Annotated in this window: 15 protein-coding genes; 4 read left to right on the top strand and 11 right to left on the bottom strand. The window is 71.5% G+C overall.

Annotation, left to right across the window (positions count from 1 at the left end; translation table 11 throughout):
* Window positions 1-56 precede the first annotated feature (56 nt).
* The 6 genes from AB0F72_RS10470 to AB0F72_RS10445 all read right to left on the bottom strand — a co-directional run bounded on the left by AB0F72_RS10470 (window position 57) and on the right by AB0F72_RS10445 (window position 6,637).
* Window positions 57-836, bottom strand: coding sequence for a prepilin peptidase (locus tag AB0F72_RS10470; RefSeq protein ID WP_360428478.1), 780 nt, complete (start codon window positions 834-836; stop codon window positions 57-59).
* A 78-nt stretch (window positions 837-914) separates the two neighbouring features.
* Window positions 915-1,412 carry a prepilin-type N-terminal cleavage/methylation domain-containing protein gene (locus AB0F72_RS10465; protein WP_360428475.1) on the bottom strand — a complete coding sequence of 166 codons (498 nt, stop codon included), beginning with the start codon at window positions 1,410-1,412 and terminating at the stop codon, window positions 915-917.
* Window positions 1,413-1,496: 84 nt separating this feature from the next.
* On the bottom strand, window positions 1,497-2,729 hold the full coding sequence (locus tag AB0F72_RS10460; protein WP_360428472.1) for a type II secretion system F family protein: 1,233 nt from the start codon (window positions 2,727-2,729) through the stop codon (window positions 1,497-1,499).
* 4 nt (window positions 2,730-2,733) lie between these two features.
* Window positions 2,734-3,852 (bottom strand): type IV pilus twitching motility protein PilT, encoded by a 1,119-nt coding sequence (locus tag AB0F72_RS10455; protein ID WP_360428469.1) that lies wholly within the window; start codon window positions 3,850-3,852, stop codon window positions 2,734-2,736.
* Between the two features lie 68 nt (window positions 3,853-3,920).
* On the bottom strand, window positions 3,921-5,588 hold the full coding sequence (locus AB0F72_RS10450; protein ID WP_360428466.1) for an ATPase, T2SS/T4P/T4SS family: 1,668 nt from the start codon (window positions 5,586-5,588) through the stop codon (window positions 3,921-3,923).
* Between the two features lie 59 nt (window positions 5,589-5,647).
* Window positions 5,648-6,637 carry a helix-turn-helix domain-containing protein gene (locus AB0F72_RS10445; protein ID WP_360429271.1) on the bottom strand — a complete coding sequence of 330 codons (990 nt, stop codon included), beginning with the start codon at window positions 6,635-6,637 and terminating at the stop codon, window positions 5,648-5,650.
* A 1-nt stretch (window position 6,638) separates the two neighbouring features.
* Here AB0F72_RS10445 and AB0F72_RS10440 point away from each other — a divergent pair, with 1 nt between their 5' ends.
* A complete protein-coding gene (locus AB0F72_RS10440) occupies window positions 6,639-7,973 on the top strand; it encodes an MFS transporter (protein WP_360428463.1) in 1,335 nt (444 codons plus the stop codon).
* Here AB0F72_RS10440 and AB0F72_RS10435 read toward each other — a convergent pair.
* The gene (locus AB0F72_RS10435) at window positions 7,963-8,280 is read right to left on the bottom strand and encodes an STAS domain-containing protein (protein WP_360428460.1); all 318 of its coding nucleotides are present in this window, start codon (window positions 8,278-8,280) and stop codon (window positions 7,963-7,965) included. The two genes, AB0F72_RS10440 and AB0F72_RS10435, sit on opposite strands and share 11 nt — an antisense overlap.
* A 93-nt stretch (window positions 8,281-8,373) precedes the next feature.
* Between AB0F72_RS10435 and fxsT the strand changes: the two genes are divergently transcribed.
* Window positions 8,374-10,797 carry an FxSxx-COOH system tetratricopeptide repeat protein gene (gene fxsT / locus AB0F72_RS10430; RefSeq protein WP_360428457.1) on the top strand — a complete coding sequence of 808 codons (2,424 nt, stop codon included), beginning with the start codon at window positions 8,374-8,376 and terminating at the stop codon, window positions 10,795-10,797.
* A gap of 18 nt (window positions 10,798-10,815) precedes the next feature.
* On the opposite strand, the gene AB0F72_RS10425 is transcribed toward fxsT, so the two are convergent.
* Genes AB0F72_RS10425 through fxsA form a run of 3 tightly spaced genes read right to left on the bottom strand, consistent with a single transcriptional unit; the run spans window position 10,816 to window position 14,167 of the window.
* Complete coding sequence (locus AB0F72_RS10425; RefSeq protein WP_360428453.1) at window positions 10,816-12,489, bottom strand: bifunctional diguanylate cyclase/phosphodiesterase; 1,674 nt, start codon at window positions 12,487-12,489, stop codon at window positions 10,816-10,818.
* A gap of 48 nt (window positions 12,490-12,537) precedes the next feature.
* A complete protein-coding gene (locus AB0F72_RS10420) occupies window positions 12,538-13,965 on the bottom strand; it encodes an HEXXH motif-containing putative peptide modification protein (protein ID WP_360428450.1) in 1,428 nt (475 codons plus the stop codon).
* Between the two features lie 7 nt (window positions 13,966-13,972).
* Window positions 13,973-14,167, bottom strand: a complete 195-nt coding sequence (fxsA, locus tag AB0F72_RS10415) for an FxSxx-COOH cyclophane-containing RiPP peptide (protein ID WP_360428446.1) — start codon at window positions 14,165-14,167, stop codon at window positions 13,973-13,975.
* A 258-nt stretch (window positions 14,168-14,425) separates the two neighbouring features.
* Between fxsA and AB0F72_RS10410 the strand changes: the two genes are divergently transcribed.
* Together AB0F72_RS10410 and AB0F72_RS10405 are read left to right on the top strand one after the other, a co-directional pair.
* Window positions 14,426-14,614 (top strand): hypothetical protein, encoded by a 189-nt coding sequence (locus tag AB0F72_RS10410; RefSeq protein ID WP_360428443.1) that lies wholly within the window; start codon window positions 14,426-14,428, stop codon window positions 14,612-14,614.
* Window positions 14,589-14,996 carry a hypothetical protein gene (locus tag AB0F72_RS10405; RefSeq protein WP_360428440.1) on the top strand — a complete coding sequence of 136 codons (408 nt, stop codon included), beginning with the start codon at window positions 14,589-14,591 and terminating at the stop codon, window positions 14,994-14,996. Before AB0F72_RS10410 ends, AB0F72_RS10405 begins: the two co-directional genes overlap by 26 nt.
* A gap of 21 nt (window positions 14,997-15,017) precedes the next feature.
* On the opposite strand, the gene AB0F72_RS10400 is transcribed toward AB0F72_RS10405, so the two are convergent.
* Window positions 15,018-15,302, bottom strand: a complete 285-nt coding sequence (locus tag AB0F72_RS10400) for a DUF427 domain-containing protein (RefSeq protein ID WP_014441033.1) — start codon at window positions 15,300-15,302, stop codon at window positions 15,018-15,020.
* Window positions 15,303-15,311 lie beyond the last annotated feature (9 nt).

Raw genomic sequence — 15,311 nt, 5'->3', positions numbered from 1 at the left:
GACGTTCCTTCCTTTCGCGCCGGGAGATGCAGAGTCGCGCCGGGAGATTCGGAAATTCAGAGCAGGAGCAGGGTGCTGTACCAACCACTGACCGGCGCCGCGGCGAAGACCGCGAGAAACGCACCGGCCAGCATGTACGGGCCGAACGGGATCTCGCTTTTGCGGCTCGCCAGCCGGAGCGCGAGCAGGACGGCGCCGACCATCCCGCCGAGCAGGAAGGCGGCGAACGCGCCGACCGCGACCGCGCTCCAGCCGAGCCAGCCGAGGTAGAAGCCGAGCAGCGGGGCGAGTTTCACGTCGCCGCCGCCCAGGCCCCAGCGGGAGAGGACCCGGTAGAAGAGGTAGAGCAGCGCGGCGGCGACCAGGCCCCGGAGCACCGCGCCGGGGTCGCCGGCGGCCAGCGAGACCGGGATCAGCAGGGCGGCGGCTACCCCGTACGAGGGAAGAACGATCTTGTCGGGCAGCCGCATCACGTCCAGGTCGATGAGCGACAGGGCGATCGCGACGGCGGCGAGGTAGAGGTAGGCGGGCAGCTCCCAGGACCAGCCGAACCGGGCGCCGACCGCCACGAACAGGGCCGCCGTGCCGGCCTCGACGAGCGGGTACCGGGCACTGATCGGAGCGTGGCAGTCGGCGCACCGGCCGCGCAGCAGCAGCCAGCCGAGCACCGGCACGTTGTGCCGGGCCCGGACCGGGTTCCCGCAGTGCGGGCAGTGCGAACCGGGCCGCACCAGCGACTCGTCCCGGGGCACCCGATGGATCACGACGTTGAGGAACGAGCCCACCGCGAGACCGAGCACCCCGACCAGGCAGAGCAGCAGCAGCGTCTCCGTCATGTCGTTCCTATCGGCTCGCGGCGGGCGTTACTACAGGACTTCGGTCCCGGGTGGGACACCCGGGACCGAAGTGGCGAATCAGTTGGTGGTGGTGGGGGTGGCGGTGGCGCAGGTGGTCAGCGTCAGGGTGCCCTCCACGGTCTTGACCGAGCCACCGGTCTCGCTGTCGTACAGGTAGTACTTGCCGCTGCCGCCGGTGTTCGTCGCGCAGATCTTGTATTTGCCGTTGCCGCTGTTCACGTACCCGAGCTTGGTCTTGTCGGAGAGCGTGATGGTGGCCAGGCGGCCACTGCTGGTGAGCGCGGGCAGGTCGAGCTTGCTGGCGGTGCCGGTCTCGTCCGCCTTGGTGGCCGGGTACGCGTTGCCGTTGTTGGTGTAGAACTGCTCCACCGCGCTGATCGCGCCCCGGACGTCGGACTGCGCCGACTTGTCCGCCGCACCCTGGCGGTAGTTCAGGTAGACCGGGACCGCGATGGCGACCAGGACACCGATGATCACCACGACCACGAGGAGCTCGATCAGGGTGAAGCCTTCGTCGTCCTTCTTCGCGCGGAGCTTGGCGATGACGTCCTGCATTTCGGGGTGCCTCCAGGGCGTATGAGGGGGTGGGGAAGGGGCGGTGCGAACCCGGCCGTCGGGAGCGGCCGGGGGAATGGGGGATCAGCTCGTCTGGATGTTCTGGTAGATCGTGAACATCGGCAGGTAGAGGCAGACGACCATGCCGCCGACCACGGCGCCCATGACGAGCACCATGATCGGTTCGATCGACGCGGTCAGGGATTCCGCCGCCTCGTCGACCTCTCTGTCGTAGAAGTCGGCAACCTTGTCCAGCATCTGACTGATCTGGCCGCTTTCTTCACCGACTTCGATCATCTGAGTGACCATCTCGGGGAAGATCTTGTGGTTACGCAGCGCGGAGGACATCGGCTGGCCGTCCCGGACGGCGGCCTGGACGTCCTTCATGGCGACGTTGATGACCTCGTTGCCGGTGGTCTCGCCGACCACTGACAGCGCCTGCATGACCGGGACGCCGACGTTGAGCAGGAGCCCCAGGTTGCGGGAGAACCGGCTCATCGCCAGCTTGCGCAGCAGCGGCCCGAAGACCGGCATGCGCAGTTTGAGCCCGTCGGCCCGGAACCGGAACTCCGGGCTGGTCCGCATCTGGTGCTTGTAGGTGATGCTCGTGATCAGCCCGACCGCGATGATCAGCGGACCGATCCAGACCATGTTGTGGCTGGCCGTGACGAGGAACTGGGTGATCGCCGGCAGTTCGCCACCGAGGCTTTTGAACATCGACTCGAAGATCGGGACGATGAAGATCAAAACTGCGGCGATGAGTACGAACGTGAACGCCAGCACGATCGCCGGGTAGGTGAGCGCGCCCTTGATCTTGCCGCGGAGCGCGGTGTCCTTCTCCAGGCTCTCGGCGATCTGCACCAGAGCCTTGTCGATCATGCCGCCGGTCTCGCCGGCCCGGATCATGGCGATCATGAGGCGCGGGAAGACCCGGTCGTGCTTGGCCATCGACGAGGAGAGCGCCCCGCCACTGGCCACGTCGGTACGCACCTCGGCGATCGCCCGCTTCAACGGGGCCGACGAGGTCTGCTCCTCGAGAATCGCGAGCGACCGCAGCAGCGACATGCCGGACGCCGTCATCGTGGCGAACTGCCGGGCGAACACCGCGAGATCCTTGATCTTGACCCGGTTGCCCAGGCCAGGGATCTTGAGCTCGCGCTGCAGCCCCTGCCCGGCCAGGGTCAGCCCGAGCGGCACCTCGCCACGCTGGCGCAGCATGTGTGTCGCGGCGGCCTCGTTGGGCGCCTCGATCGTGCCCTTGGACTTCTTCCCGTGGGCGTCGATCGTGTTGTAGTTGAAGGTCTTGGTGGCCGGCATGGCATCACGCCCGTCCCACGAGCCGCTTGAGCTCGTCCGGTGAGTGACTGATCTCCAGCGCGGTCTGCATGGTGATCGCGCCCTCCCGAATCTTCTCGGCCAGGTGCTGATCGAAGGCGAGCATGCCCTCACTCGCGCCGGCCTGCATGAACGACGGGATCTGGTGCGACTTGCCCTCGCGGATCAGGCTGCGGATGGCCGGGGTCGCGGTGAGGATCTCCGCGACCACCACCCGTCCCTTTCCGTCGGCCTTCGGCGCCAGCGCCTGGGTGATGACGCCCTGCAGGCTGGCGGCGAGCTGGGCGCGGATCTGCAGCTGCTGGTGCGGCGGGAAGATGTCGATGACCCGGTCGATGGTCTGGGTGGCGCTCTGCGTGTGCAGCGTCGCCAGCACCAGGTGACCGGTTTCCGCGGCGGTCAGCGCGGTCGCTGTCGTCTCCAGGTCGCGCAGCTCGCCGACCAGGATGATGTCCGGGTCCTGCCGCAGCGCGTGCTTGAGCGCGGTGGCGAAGTTCTCGGTGTCCGACCCGACCTCGCGCTGGTTGACCACGCTGCGCTTGTGCGGGTGCAGGAACTCGATCGGGTCCTCGATCGTGATGATGTGGTTGGCCCGGCTGCGGTTCGCCAGGTCGAGCAGCGAGGCCAGGGTGGTGGTCTTGCCGGAACCGGTCGGGCCGGTCACCAGCACCAGGCCGCGGGGCAGGTGGGCGAAACGGGCCACCGACTCCGGCATGCCGAGCTCGTCCAGCGGTTTGATCTTGTGGGGGATGGCCCGGAAGACCGCGCCGCAGGAGGCCCGCTGCCGGTAGAGGTTGCCGCGGAACCGGGAGACGCCCACGATGCTGTGCGCGAAGTCCATCTCCTGGACGCGCTGGAACGTCTCCCACTGCGCCGGGGTGACCGCGGCGCGGGCCAGCAGCTCGGTGTCCGAGGCGTTCAGCTTGCCGTAGCCGGGTACCGGCCGCAGCCCGCCGTCGACCCGCATCATCGGCGGCGAGCCGACGGTCAGGTGCAGGTCGGAGCCGCGCGACTCCACCAGAGTGACGAGCAACTGGTCGAGCACGTCCAGATCGTCCGAGGTGGCGGCTGTTTCCGGCTGCCGAACCTGCTCGATCGTGTCCATTTCCCGCTCCAGCCCTTTCCTCGTTCCGTCGCCTGTTAAGTCGGCACCGGGGGAACCAGCTTTAGTAGTCAGACGGCCACCCGGGAGACCTCCCGGATCGAGGTGAGCCCGCCGGCGGCCTTGGCCAGGCCGTCGGAGCGCAGCTCGTACATGCCCTGGGCCAGGGCGGCCTCGCGGATCTCGCTGGCCGAGGCCCGCCGGATGGTCATCGACTCGATCTCCGCGGTCACCGGCATCACCTCGTGCAGCGCGATCCGGCCCTTGTAACCGGTGTTCGCGCAGTTGCGGCAGCCGACCGGCCGGTACAGCACCTCCGGGTAGGCCAGGTCCTCCATCGGCCAGCGGGCGGCCATGACCTCCTCCTCGGTCGGCGCGTACGCCTCCTTGCACCAGTCGCAGATCCGCCGGGCCAGCCGCTGCGCCAGCACACAGTCCAGCGACGAGCCGACCAGGAACGGCTCGATGCCCATCTCGGTGAGCCGGGTGACCGCGCCCGGCGCGTCGTTGGTGTGCAGGGTGGAGAGCAGCAGGTGACCGGTGAGCGCGGCCTCGACAGCGATCTGCGCGGTGTTGCCGTCCCGGATCTCACCGATCAGCACCACGTCCGGGTCGGTACGCAGGATCGCCGGCAGCACCGAGGCGAACGTCAAGCCGGCCTTCGCGTTGACCTGCACCTGGTTGATCCCGCGCAGCCGGTACTCGACCGGGTCCTCCACCGTGATCACGTTGACCTCCGGCCGGCTGATCCTGCCGAGGGTGGCGTAGAGCGTGGTGGACTTGCCGGAGCCGGTCGGTCCGGTGACCAGGACCATGCCGTGCGGTTTGGTGAACGACGCGCTGAACCGGTCCAGGTTGTGCTGGGTGAAGCCGAGCTTGGACAGGTCCAGGTCGATCCCGCCGGTGTCCAGGACGCGGAGCACGATCTTCTCGCCCCACACCGTGGGCAGCGTCGCGGTACGCAGGTCGACAGTCCGGTCCCGGATCAGCGCGCTGATCCGGCCGTTCTGCGGCAGCCGCTTCTCGGTGATGTCGACGCCCGACATGATTTTGATGCGCGAGGTGAGCGCGGCCATCACGCCGCGCGGCACGACGTCCAGCTCGTGCAGCACGCCGTCGATCCGGTACCGCACCCGCATGTCGTCCTCGGTCGGCTCCAGGTGCAGGTCGGAGGCGCGGTTCATGACGGCCTGCTCGATCAGGCTGTTCACGTACCTGACGATCGGGGCGTCCTCGCTGCTGGTGGCCTGGGCGGCCATGCCGGCCGAGTCGTCGATCGCGTCGTCGGCGAGGTCGGCGAGGTCGGCGCCCTCACGCTGGAGGCGTTCGATGATCCGGCGGACCTCGCTGCGGGCCACCACGACCGGGCGGATGGTCATGCCGGTCGCCGCGCGCACGTCGTCGAGCGCCACCACGTCGGCCGGGTCGGTCACGCCGACGACCAGCTCGCCGTCGTTGATGGCGAGGCCGAGGACCCGGTGCCGCAGCACCACCGGCAGCGGGATGCGTTTGAGCGCGGTCGGGTCCGGAGTGAAACCGACGAGGTCCAGCGTGTTGATGCCGAACGCGGCGGCCGCGGCCTTGGTGAGCTGCTCCTCGGTGACCACCTGGTCGTTGATCAGGACAGCCCGTACCGACCGTCCGCTGCGCTGAGCCTCATCGGCTGCCGCATCAACCGCGTGCGGGTCGACACCGATCTGCTTGAGGGCATCGAGCAGCGGGCGGAACGTTTGATCCATCGAGTCCTCCGACGGACCCATCGGACGGATCGCCGGGAACCTGAGTCGCCGGAACCGAGTCAGCTCCCGTGCCGGAACGTCCTCCGGTACGCCGCCGGCGCCACCCCGATCGTGGCGTGCAGATGCTGCCGCAGCGCGGTGGCGCTGCCCAGCCCGGCCCGCCGGGCCACCACCTCCACGGCCAGGTCGGTCGACTCCAGCAGGAGCCGGGCCTGCTCGACCCGCTGCCGCAGCAGCCACTGCCGCGGGCTCAAGCCGGTCTCGTCACGGAACCGCCGGGTGAACGTGCGCACGCTCATCCGCGCGTGTCCCGCCATCTCCTCCAGGCTCAGCGGCTCCGCCAGCCGCTCCAGCACCCAGGCACGGGTCGCCTCGGTGCCGCTACCCGCAGAAGGCGGCACCGGCCGCTCGATGAACTGGGCCTGACCCCCGTCCCGCCAGGGCGGCACCACGCACCGGCGGGCCGCCCGGTTGGCGACCTCGCTGCCGTGGTCGGCGCGTACGATGTGCAGGCAGAGGTCGATCCCGGCGCCGACACCGGCCGAGGTCAGCACGTCGCCGTCGTCCATGAAGAGCACGTCGAAGTCCCACCCGACGCCCGGGTAGAGCCGGCGCAGGATCCGCTCGTAGGCCCAGTGGCTGGCCGCCGGACGACCGTCGAGCAGACCGGCCGCGGCCAGGACCGAGGCGGAGGTGCAGATCGAGACGATCCGGGCGCCCCGCTCGGCGGCGTCCCGCAGCGCGTCCCGGATCTCCGGATCGATCGTGCCGTCGAGGATCGGTCCGACGCCGTGGACGCCGGGCACCACCACGGTGCCGGCGATTCGCAGCGTCTCCAGGCCGTGGTCGGGGACCACGGTGAACCCGGCCGAGCTGCGGACCGGGCCGGGACCGCAGACCCGCACGTCGTAGAGGGGCTCGTGGTCGGCACGGCGGGCGGACCAGAACACCTGCACCGGCGTGCCGAGGTCGAACGCGACGACGCCGTCGAGGGCGAGCACCGCGACGACATGAGGCTGAGGCTGAGCCATGGCCTGATTCTTGCGCATCATGGCCTTCCGGCCACTCGTTCACCGATGCCGGATTCAGCAGAATCCGGGTGTGAGACGAATCCACCCCGCCTGGACCGTGGCCGCGGTGTCCTTCATCGCGCTGATCGGCGCGGCCGGCTTCCGCGCCACCCCGTCCGTACTGCTCCAGCCGCTGCACGACGAGTTCGGCTGGTCGCTCGGCACCATCTCGGCCGCCGTCTCGGTGAACCTGCTGCTCTACGGCCTGACCGCCCCGTTCGCCGCCGCCCTGATGGACAGGTTCGGCATCCGGCGGGTCGCGATGGCGGCGCTGCTGCTCGTCTCGGCCGGCTCCGGGCTGACCCTGTGGATGTCGCAGAGCTGGCAGCTGATGCTCTGCTGGGGCGTCCTGGTCGGCCTCGGCACCGGCTCGCTCGCCCTCGGATTCGTCGCCACCATCACCGGGCGCTGGTTCGTCAAGCACCGTGGCCTGGTCACCGGTGTGCTCACGGCGGGCGGCGCGACCGGCAACCTGATCTTCCTGCCGGTGCTGTCCCGGATCGCCGAGTCGGACGGGTGGCGGACAGCCGCACTGACCGTCTCGGTCGCGGCGCTTCTCGTCGTACCCCTGATCTATTGGCGGTTGAGAGATTTCCCGGCCGACCTCGGGGTGACCGCGCTCGGGAGCCCGGAGGGCAGCCCCGCGGAAGAGGCGCCGAAGCAGAGCGGAGGCGCCGCGCGCACCGCGTTGCGCGGCCTGCGGGACGCCGCGAAGACCCGGGCGTTCTGGCTGCTCGCGGGTGGGTTCGCGATCTGCGGGGCGACCACGAACGGGCTGGTCGGCACGCACTTCATCCCGGCCGCGCACGACCACGGCATGCCGCAGACCACCGCGGCCGGGCTGCTCGCCCTGGTCGGCGTCTTCGACATCGTGGGCACTATCGCGTCCGGCTGGCTGACCGACCGGGTGGACAGCCGGATCCTGCTCGGCGGCTACTACTTCCTGCGCGGGCTGTCGCTGCTGGTGCTGCCGTCCATCCTGGCCGCCACCGCGCATCCGAGCATGCTGGTCTTCATCCTCTTCTACGGCCTGGACTGGGTGGCGACGGTGCCGCCGACCGTCACGCTCTGCCGGGAGTACTTCGGCGCGGCCGGCCCGATCGTCTTCGGCTGGGTCTTCGCCTCGCACCAGTTCGGCGCGGCGATCGCGGCCACCACCGCCGGGCTGGTCCGCGATCAGCTCGGCGCGTACACGATGGCCTGGTACGGCGCCGGAGCGCTCGCGATCCTCGCCTCGGTCCTGAGCCTGATGCTCTTCATCGGCACCAAGGTGAAGACGATGTCCCCCGAACTGGGGCTGGTCGTCAAGGCGTGACCTGGACGACCTCCAGCAGCCCGCTCAGCACCAGGATCTGCCGGACGTTGGCGCTGGGACGGGCCAGCCGGAACGCGATCGACTGGTCCCGGGCACGCTGAAAACCGGAGATCAGCGCGCCCAGGCCGGTCGAGTCGATGAACGCCACACCGGCCATCTCCACGACGATCTCGCGCGGGCGGCTCGCCACGGCCTCGCCCAGCACGACCCGCAGCTGCTCCACGGTCAGGATGTCGATCTCGCCCTGCAGCGACACCGTTGCCGTGCCGTCGGCGACATCCAGACTCGTCACGATTTCATCGGTCACCGGGGAGCCTTCCGTCTCGAGCGCGTGCCCGCTTTGCGTTGGCGGGGGTTCCACGTACGGTAATCGGCATCACCAACACGTGAGGAGCACAGTGTGCCGATCCGTGGCGGCCTGCCGCCGCGCAACCCCCGCTTCGTGGGCCGGGAAGAGCTGCTGACCCGGGTGCGCGGTCTGCTCGGCAACGGTCCGGTGGTGCTGCTGCCAAGCCCGGACCACCAGCTCGGCGGTACCGGACGTACCCAATTAGCGGTGGAATATGCCTATCGTCTCGCCGACACGTACGACCTCGTGTGGTGGATTCCGGCCGAGCAGAACGCCGGGATGCGGGCCGCGCTCGCCGGTCTGGCACAGCAGCTCGGCATCCCGGAGGCGCGAGATCTGAACCGGACACTCGGCGCGGTGCGCGACGCGCTGAGCCGGGGCGAGCCGTACCGCAACTGGCTGGTCGTCTTCGAGAACGCGAACCGGCCCGAGGACATCATGCCGTACCTGCCGAGCGGGGCCGGGCACGTGCTGGTGACCAGCCGGAACCCACGATGGACCGCCGAGGTGGCGCAGGCGCTGCCGGTGCCGGTCTTCGACCGTGCGGACAGTGTGGACCTGCTGCGCGCCCGGGCCCCGGAGCTGTCCGCCACCGACGCCGAGCACCTGGCGGCCCGGCTGGACGACGTGCCGATGGCGCTCGACCTGGCCGCCGCGGTGCGCGAGGCGGCCGGCTGGCCGCTGAGCGAGTACCTGCGCCGCTACGACGAGCGGGCCGCCGAGCTGGCCTTCCCCACCCCGATCCGGGTGGCCTGGGGACTGGCCGCCGAGGCGCTCGGCGAGAGCGCCCCGGCCGACCGGGTCCTGCTGGAGCTCTGCACGTTCCTGGCCAGCGCGCCGATCTCCTGGCGGCTGCTCTGGGCGGCGCGCACCCTGCCGCTGGAGGGGGAGGTCGCCCGCACGGTCCGGGTCGAGCGTCGCCTGCGGGCCGCGATGCGCCGGATCGGCCGGTTCGGCCTGGCCGACCTGGACCCGGCCGGCGAGAGCCTCACCGTGCACCCGCTGGTCCGGGGCATGTTCGGGCAGGAGCTCAGCTCGGAGCGGCACGCCGCGCTGCTGCGCACGGTCCGCGGGATGCTCGCGGCGGCCGACCCGGGCGACCCGGACAACCCGGCCGGCTGGTACCGGTACGCCGAGCTGGCGCCGCACCTGATCCACTCCGACCTGCTCGGCGGCGACGCCGAGGAGGTGCGCCAGCTGGTGATCAACTGCATCCGCTTCCACTTCGCCCGGGGCGACTACGACTCCAGCCGGGACCTGGCGTCGTCGGCCGTGGCCCGGTGGCGTGACGCGCTCGGCGAGACGGCCGAGCAGACGCTGCTCGCCGCGTTCCACCTGGCGAACGCGCTGCGGGCGGTGGGCCGTACCTCGGACGCCCGGAATCTGAACCTGCAGACGCTGCGCACCCAGCGCGAGGTGTTCGGCGCCGACGACGAGGCGACCCTGGCGACCGCCAACAGCGTCGGCGGCGACCTGCGGATGCAGGGCCACTTCGGGCAGGCCCGGCAGCTCGACGCGGACAACCTGGTCCGGTACCGGCGGCTGTTCGGCGAGAGTTTCCCGACCGCGCTGCGCTGTGCCAACAACCTCGCCGCCGACCTGCGGCTGCTCGGCGACTTCCGGGGCGCCCGGACGATCGACGAGCAGGTGCTGCGGCACCGGCAGGCGATCTTCGTGGACGGCCATCCGGAGACGCTGTCGTCCCGCACCGGCCTCGCCTTCGACCTGTACGGGCTCGGCGACTTCGCCGGCGCCGCGGCGGTGCTCGCCGACGAGCCGTCCGGACGGGTCCCGGCCGACCACCCGTTCGCGCTCTGGGCCGGCCGGTTCGCCGCGATGGCGGCCCGCCGCCGGGGGCTGCCCGAGGCCCGCGAGCTGGCCGCCGCCAACTTCGCGGCGTGCCGGCAGAGGTTCGGTGACCTGAGCGTCGACACGCTCGCCGCCGCGGTCTCGCTGGCGCACTGCGCCCGCGCGGAGGGCGACCTGACCGGCGCTCACGAGCTGCTGGAACGCGCGGTGATCAGGTACCACGCGGTGCTCGGCGACGAGCATCCGTTCACGCTGGCCGCCTCGGCCGGGCTGGCCGCGGTGGTCCGCGCGGCAGGCCGGTACGCCGAGGCGCGCACCATCGACCAGGAGGTGCTCGGTGGCCTGCGGCGCAGTGTCGGCGCCGACCATCCGTTCACGCTGAGCTGCGCTAACGGCCTCGCGGCGGACCTGGCCGCGGCCGGCGAGGCGCAACCCGCCCGGGAGGTGGCCGCGGACACCCTGCGCCGGTCCCGCCAGGTGCGCGGCGTGGACCACCCGGACACGGCGGCCTGCGCGTGGAACCTGGCGCTCGGCGACGGTGACGAGGCGGCGCAGCAGCAGGCCCTCGACGCGCTGGCGAAAGCGTTCGGCGACGGCCATCCGGTGTTCCGGAGGACCGCCGCCGGTGAACGCCTGGAGACCGATATCGATCTCCCGCCGCTCTAGTAGATCTCCGTTACGAGATCAGGCCGCGCGTTCCCCGACCAGCGCCTCGTGGTCCAGCCGCGAGGTCACCTCGTCGGCCGGCATCGGGCGGGCGAAGTGGTAGCCCTGCGCCCGGCCGGCGCCGAGCCCGCGCAGCCAGTCCGCCTGCGCGGCGTCCTCGACGCCCTCGGCGACCGGGGACAGGTCGAACGTGCGGGCGATGTGCAGCACGGCCTCGGCCACCGACGCGCCGCCGCTGGACGGCATGCCCTGCACGAACGAGCGGTCGATCTTGACGACGTCGACCGGCAGGGTGCTCAGGTGGCTCAGCGACGAGAAACCGGTGCCGAAGTCGTCCAGGGCCAGCCGCACACCGAGGGACTTGAGCCCGCCGAGCACCCGGGCCGACTCCTCCAGATCGGTGAGCGCCACCGACTCGGTGAGTTCGAGGACCAGGTCGCGCGGGGGCAGGCCGGTGCGGTCCAGGATCTCGCGGACCTCGTCGATCAGCCGGGGGTTGCCCAGCTGCGACGCGGAGAGGTTCACGTTGAGCTCGAATCCGGGGAACTGCCGCTGCCAGGCGATCGCCTGCCGGCAGGACTCCTCCAGCACCCAGCCGCCGATCCGGGGGAGCAGGCCGAGGGACTCGGCCAGGTCGAGGAAGTCGGCCGGCGGGAGCAGGCCGTGCTCCGGGTGCCGCCAGCGGATCAGCGCCTCCACGCCGACGGTCCGGTCGGCGCCGGCCAGGTCCACGATCGGCTGGTAGTGCACCTCGAACTCGTCGGCCTCCAGGCCGCGCAGCAGGTCGGCCTCGGCACGGCGGCGGGCCGCGGCGGCGGCGAAGCGCACCGGGTCGAACCGCCGGGCGACGCCGCCACCCTCCTGCTTGGCCCGGAAGAGCGCCTGGTCGGCCCGGCGCAGCACGGAGTCCAGGCGCTCGTTCGGGCCGGCCACCGCGACACCCGCGCTGACCCGCACGCTCATCGGGATGCCGGCCACGGTGAGCGGCCGGTGCAGCTCGGTCAGGACCCGCTCGGCGACGGCGATCGCCGCCTGCTCGTCCTCGACGCCGGGCAGCAGCACCGCGAACTCGTCGCCGTCGAGCCGGGCCACCGTGTCACCGGCGCGGACGTTCGTGGAGAGCCGGTCGGCGGCGGCACGCAGCAGGTTGTCGCCGATCGCGTGCCCGTGGAACTCGTTGAGGGCCTTGAACCCGTCCAGGTCCACGATCACCACCGCGGTCTGTGCGCGGGCCGGCTCGCGCAGCACGCCCTCGGCGTACTCGAGGAACATCCGGCGGTTGCCGAGACCGGTCAGCGAGTCGCGGAACGCGTGCTGGGCGAGCAGACTCTGCTGCCGGGAGAGGTCGGCGCTGACCCGCCTGCCGAGGTGCTCCCGGGCCAGCACCGCGATCGCCACCAGCAGCACCAGTCCGACCGCGGTGGGGGTGAGCTCGCCGTGCAGCTGGCGGAACCCGGCGGTGGCGAGCGCGGCAGCGGTGACCGCCATCCGCAGCACCGGCCGCCCGCCGTCCAGCAGCAGGACGGCGAGGCCCAGGCAGAGCGCCGCGAGCAGCGGCACGACGTGCCCACCGGCGTGGGCGCCCGGGTAGGGACCGCCCTCGGCCGGCCAGGCGAGCAGGACGAGCGAGGCGATGACGACGGTGTCGTCGACACCGACCCGTACCCGATCCAAGAAAGCATGACGACCCACGAGGCCACCTCCGGCGAGTCGTATCGGTCCGGGAACGGTGCAGATGAGTTATCCGGAGAGCCAATCGGCGAGCTCGTCCACCGGGGCCTCGGGCACGGCCAGCGCGGCGGCCTTCACCAGCTCCGGCCGGGAGCGCAAGCCGGGGTGCGGGGAGACCAGGGCGAGGCCCGCCCAGGTGAGATCCCGATTGCGGTCCTTTTCAAGATCGATTTGGTACGCGGTGACAGCGGCCCCCGAATCACCCCGCACACAGGCGAGGTCCCCGGCGGTCGCACGGCCTGCCGGGTCGTCATCCTCCCGTCGCAGGAACGCACGGGCCAGGCGCAGCCGGGGACTGTTCTCCAGGGCCCGCCCCGGGACGTGTGCCGTGATCGACGGCACCGGCGGCGGCGGCGGCCGGCCCGCCCGCCAGGCGCCGGCCAGCGCGGCGGCGTGCTCCGGCGTCACGGTCAGGTTCCGCAGCCGCCAGCGCAGGTGGTGATCGGTGCGGGCCAGATCGGCCAGGCGGACCGCCTCGGGGTCGACCGGCTCGTCCAGCCAGGGCCGGACCTCGTCGAGCAGCGCGGTCACGAACCGGACGCCGGCCGGCGTCAGCTCCCCACCGGCGAGCAGCCGCCGCGCCGCGTCGGCGACCGCGACCCGCCAGCGGGCGAACTCGAACGCCGCGCCGGGGTCGGCGGCGTGCGCCAGCTCGGTCCGCCAGTACCGAGTGACGGCCAGGTAGGCGTAGGTGCCGTGCAGCACGCCGGAGGCCGGTCTCGGGTCGTCCCGCCAGGGCGAGTAGCCGGTGCCGCCACCGGGGCGGACCAGGTCGAACAGCAGGTTCGTGGCGTTCAGGACGCTGTGCACGGTCTCGTGCAGCAGGCCGACGGCGAGCGCTGTGGCGTCCGCCGGGGCCGACATGGCGACCGCGCCGAACGCCTCCGAGGAGGTGGCGCTGATCCCCTCGGCGGCCGGGTCGGGGCGGACCGGGACGATCACCCGGAGAATCGCGGCGAGCATCTCGGCGGCCGGGCGGTGCCGGGTCACCAGGACCCGCCAGGCCTCGTCGAGGCAGCGCTGCCAGTGATCGCGCCCGGCGTCGGTGAGCGGCTCGGCCGGCGGGAGGCCGAACTCGTGCCGCAGAGGGCTGGAGTCGTCCACCCGTACCCGTAAGCGAAGATCGCGATGAACGGCCGCGAGCGGACGTCCCTCGATCTCGAAGTCCTCGGCCGGGTCGCCGGCGCGCAGCGCCCGGGCCGCCCAGAGACCCGTCATCGGATCGGCGATCAGCCGGTTCCCCTCGTCCGGGCCGGCCGCGACGATCCGGGAGTACCACGCGGGAGCCGCCGGATGCCGGCGCCGGAGCTCGCGCAGCAGCAGGAGGGTGCGGCTCAGTTGCGCGCGGCACAGCGTGTCGAGCGTGCCGGCGTCCGGGCGGCCGGCGCCGAGGGCGGCGAAGGCGGCGTCGCTGAGCTGGAAGGCGCGGGATCGCATCCGCGGGTCAGATGGCGGAGTTGAAGCCGGCGATCGGCTCACCGGGCCGATCCAGCTCGTCGGTGACTCGGCGCAGCGCGTGGGCGAGGGCCGAGTCGTCGGCCGCGACGAGTTCCGCGAGGGTCACGCCGGAGACGTCGATCAGCACGGATCGCCACTGCTCCGGCGTCTCTCCGCCGTCCTGACCTGCCTCCACGGGCATCTCCTCCGGTCCTGCCTCGGTGTCGGTCGATGCGTTGCCGCAAGGTTACGGCGGTCGTCGGGTCGGGTGACCGGCGGGAGTCACTACCGTGGGTGCTCGCACACTGTTGCATTCCCGTGATCTCATGGGACAACACGACCGCAAGCGGTAACGGAGGGCGAAATCGTGCTGGGTGCAGAGCCAGACGCCGACGACGGCGTGCCCCGGACCCGGGGCGCCGCCTCCGGGCTGGCCGATCAGACCGTGCCCGATCGGACCGTGCCCGATCAGACCGTGCCCGACCGGACCGAGGCTGATCTGACCGAAGCTGATCAGACCGAGGCTGGGGTGGACGAGCCGGTGATGCCGCCGGCGCCGCCGTTTCCGGCCTTTGAGAACACCCCCACGTTGCCGCATCAGATGCCCGGCAACGGATTCGAGAGTGGACGTGACAGTCGTGCCCGGTGAACCCACCCCTTCGCTGCCCCGTCGTGGCCCGGCGCCGCCGGTGGACCAGATGAGCAACGCGGAGCTCGCGCGGATGGTCGAGGCCGAGCATCCGTACCGGGGGAAGGCCCTTTTCGAGCTCTGCGACAGGGTGCCCGCGGACGACGACGCGGCGACGAAGGTGGGACTGCTCTCCCGGCTCACGTCGTTGCGCCGGGCGCGGCTCTTCGACCGGGTGTCGCTGGCCTGGTCGGCGATCATCGCGCTGCTGGCGGCGGAGACCACGCACGCGCGGGCCGAGGCCTACGCGGCGTTCGAGGCGCTCGATCCGGCTGAGCAGCGGGACATGCTGGACTATCTGGAGGTCGGCGCGATCGAGGAGGCCCACCCCCGCATCACGTGAGCGGGCCTCCCTCAGGCGGTCTCAGGCTTCGACGCGGACGTCTTTGCGGAACGCGACCCGGTCGCGGACGGCGGAGGCGTCCGGTTTCGGGTCGGGGTAGAACCAGGCGGCATCGGGGGCGGTGTGCCCGCCCGCCTGCAGTGAGTAGTAGGACGCCTTGCCCTTCCACAAGCAGACGGTGTGCGTCTCGGACGGGACGAGCACGTCCTCCCGCACGCTGGCGAGGGGGAAGTACGTGTTCCCCTCGACAACCACGGTGTCGTCGCTTTCCGCGATCACTTCGTCATTCCAGATGGCCTTCGGCATGCCTCGAAC

The organism is Actinoplanes sp. NPDC023936 (genome assembly GCF_040639325.1).
GTDB lineage: Bacteria > Actinomycetota > Actinomycetes > Mycobacteriales > Micromonosporaceae > Actinoplanes.
This window is presented reverse-complemented; position numbering and strand designations above follow the sequence as displayed.

Excerpts from the sequence above, each read along its gene's own strand:
- AB0F72_RS10470 (WP_360428478.1), bottom strand. The coding sequence starts at position 836 with ATGACGGAGACGCTGCTGCTGCTCTGCCTGGTCGGGGTGCTCGGTCTC.
- AB0F72_RS10465 (WP_360428475.1), bottom strand. The coding sequence starts at position 1,412 with ATGCAGGACGTCATCGCCAAGCTCCGCGCGAAGAAGGACGACGAAGGC.
- AB0F72_RS10460 (WP_360428472.1), bottom strand. The coding sequence starts at position 2,729 with ATGCCGGCCACCAAGACCTTCAACTACAACACGATCGACGCCCACGGG.
- AB0F72_RS10455 (WP_360428469.1), bottom strand. The coding sequence starts at position 3,852 with ATGGACACGATCGAGCAGGTTCGGCAGCCGGAAACAGCCGCCACCTCG.
- AB0F72_RS10450 (WP_360428466.1), bottom strand. The coding sequence starts at position 5,588 with ATGGATCAAACGTTCCGCCCGCTGCTCGATGCCCTCAAGCAGATCGGT.
- AB0F72_RS10445 (WP_360429271.1), bottom strand. The coding sequence starts at position 6,637 with ATGCGCAAGAATCAGGCCATGGCTCAGCCTCAGCCTCATGTCGTCGCG.
- AB0F72_RS10440 (WP_360428463.1), top strand. The coding sequence starts at position 6,639 with ATGGCCTTCCGGCCACTCGTTCACCGATGCCGGATTCAGCAGAATCCG.
- AB0F72_RS10420 (WP_360428450.1), bottom strand. The coding sequence starts at position 13,965 with ATGCGATCCCGCGCCTTCCAGCTCAGCGACGCCGCCTTCGCCGCCCTC.
- fxsA (WP_360428446.1), bottom strand. The coding sequence starts at position 14,167 with ATGCCCGTGGAGGCAGGTCAGGACGGCGGAGAGACGCCGGAGCAGTGG.
- AB0F72_RS10400 (WP_014441033.1), bottom strand. The coding sequence starts at position 15,302 with ATGCCGAAGGCCATCTGGAATGACGAAGTGATCGCGGAAAGCGACGAC.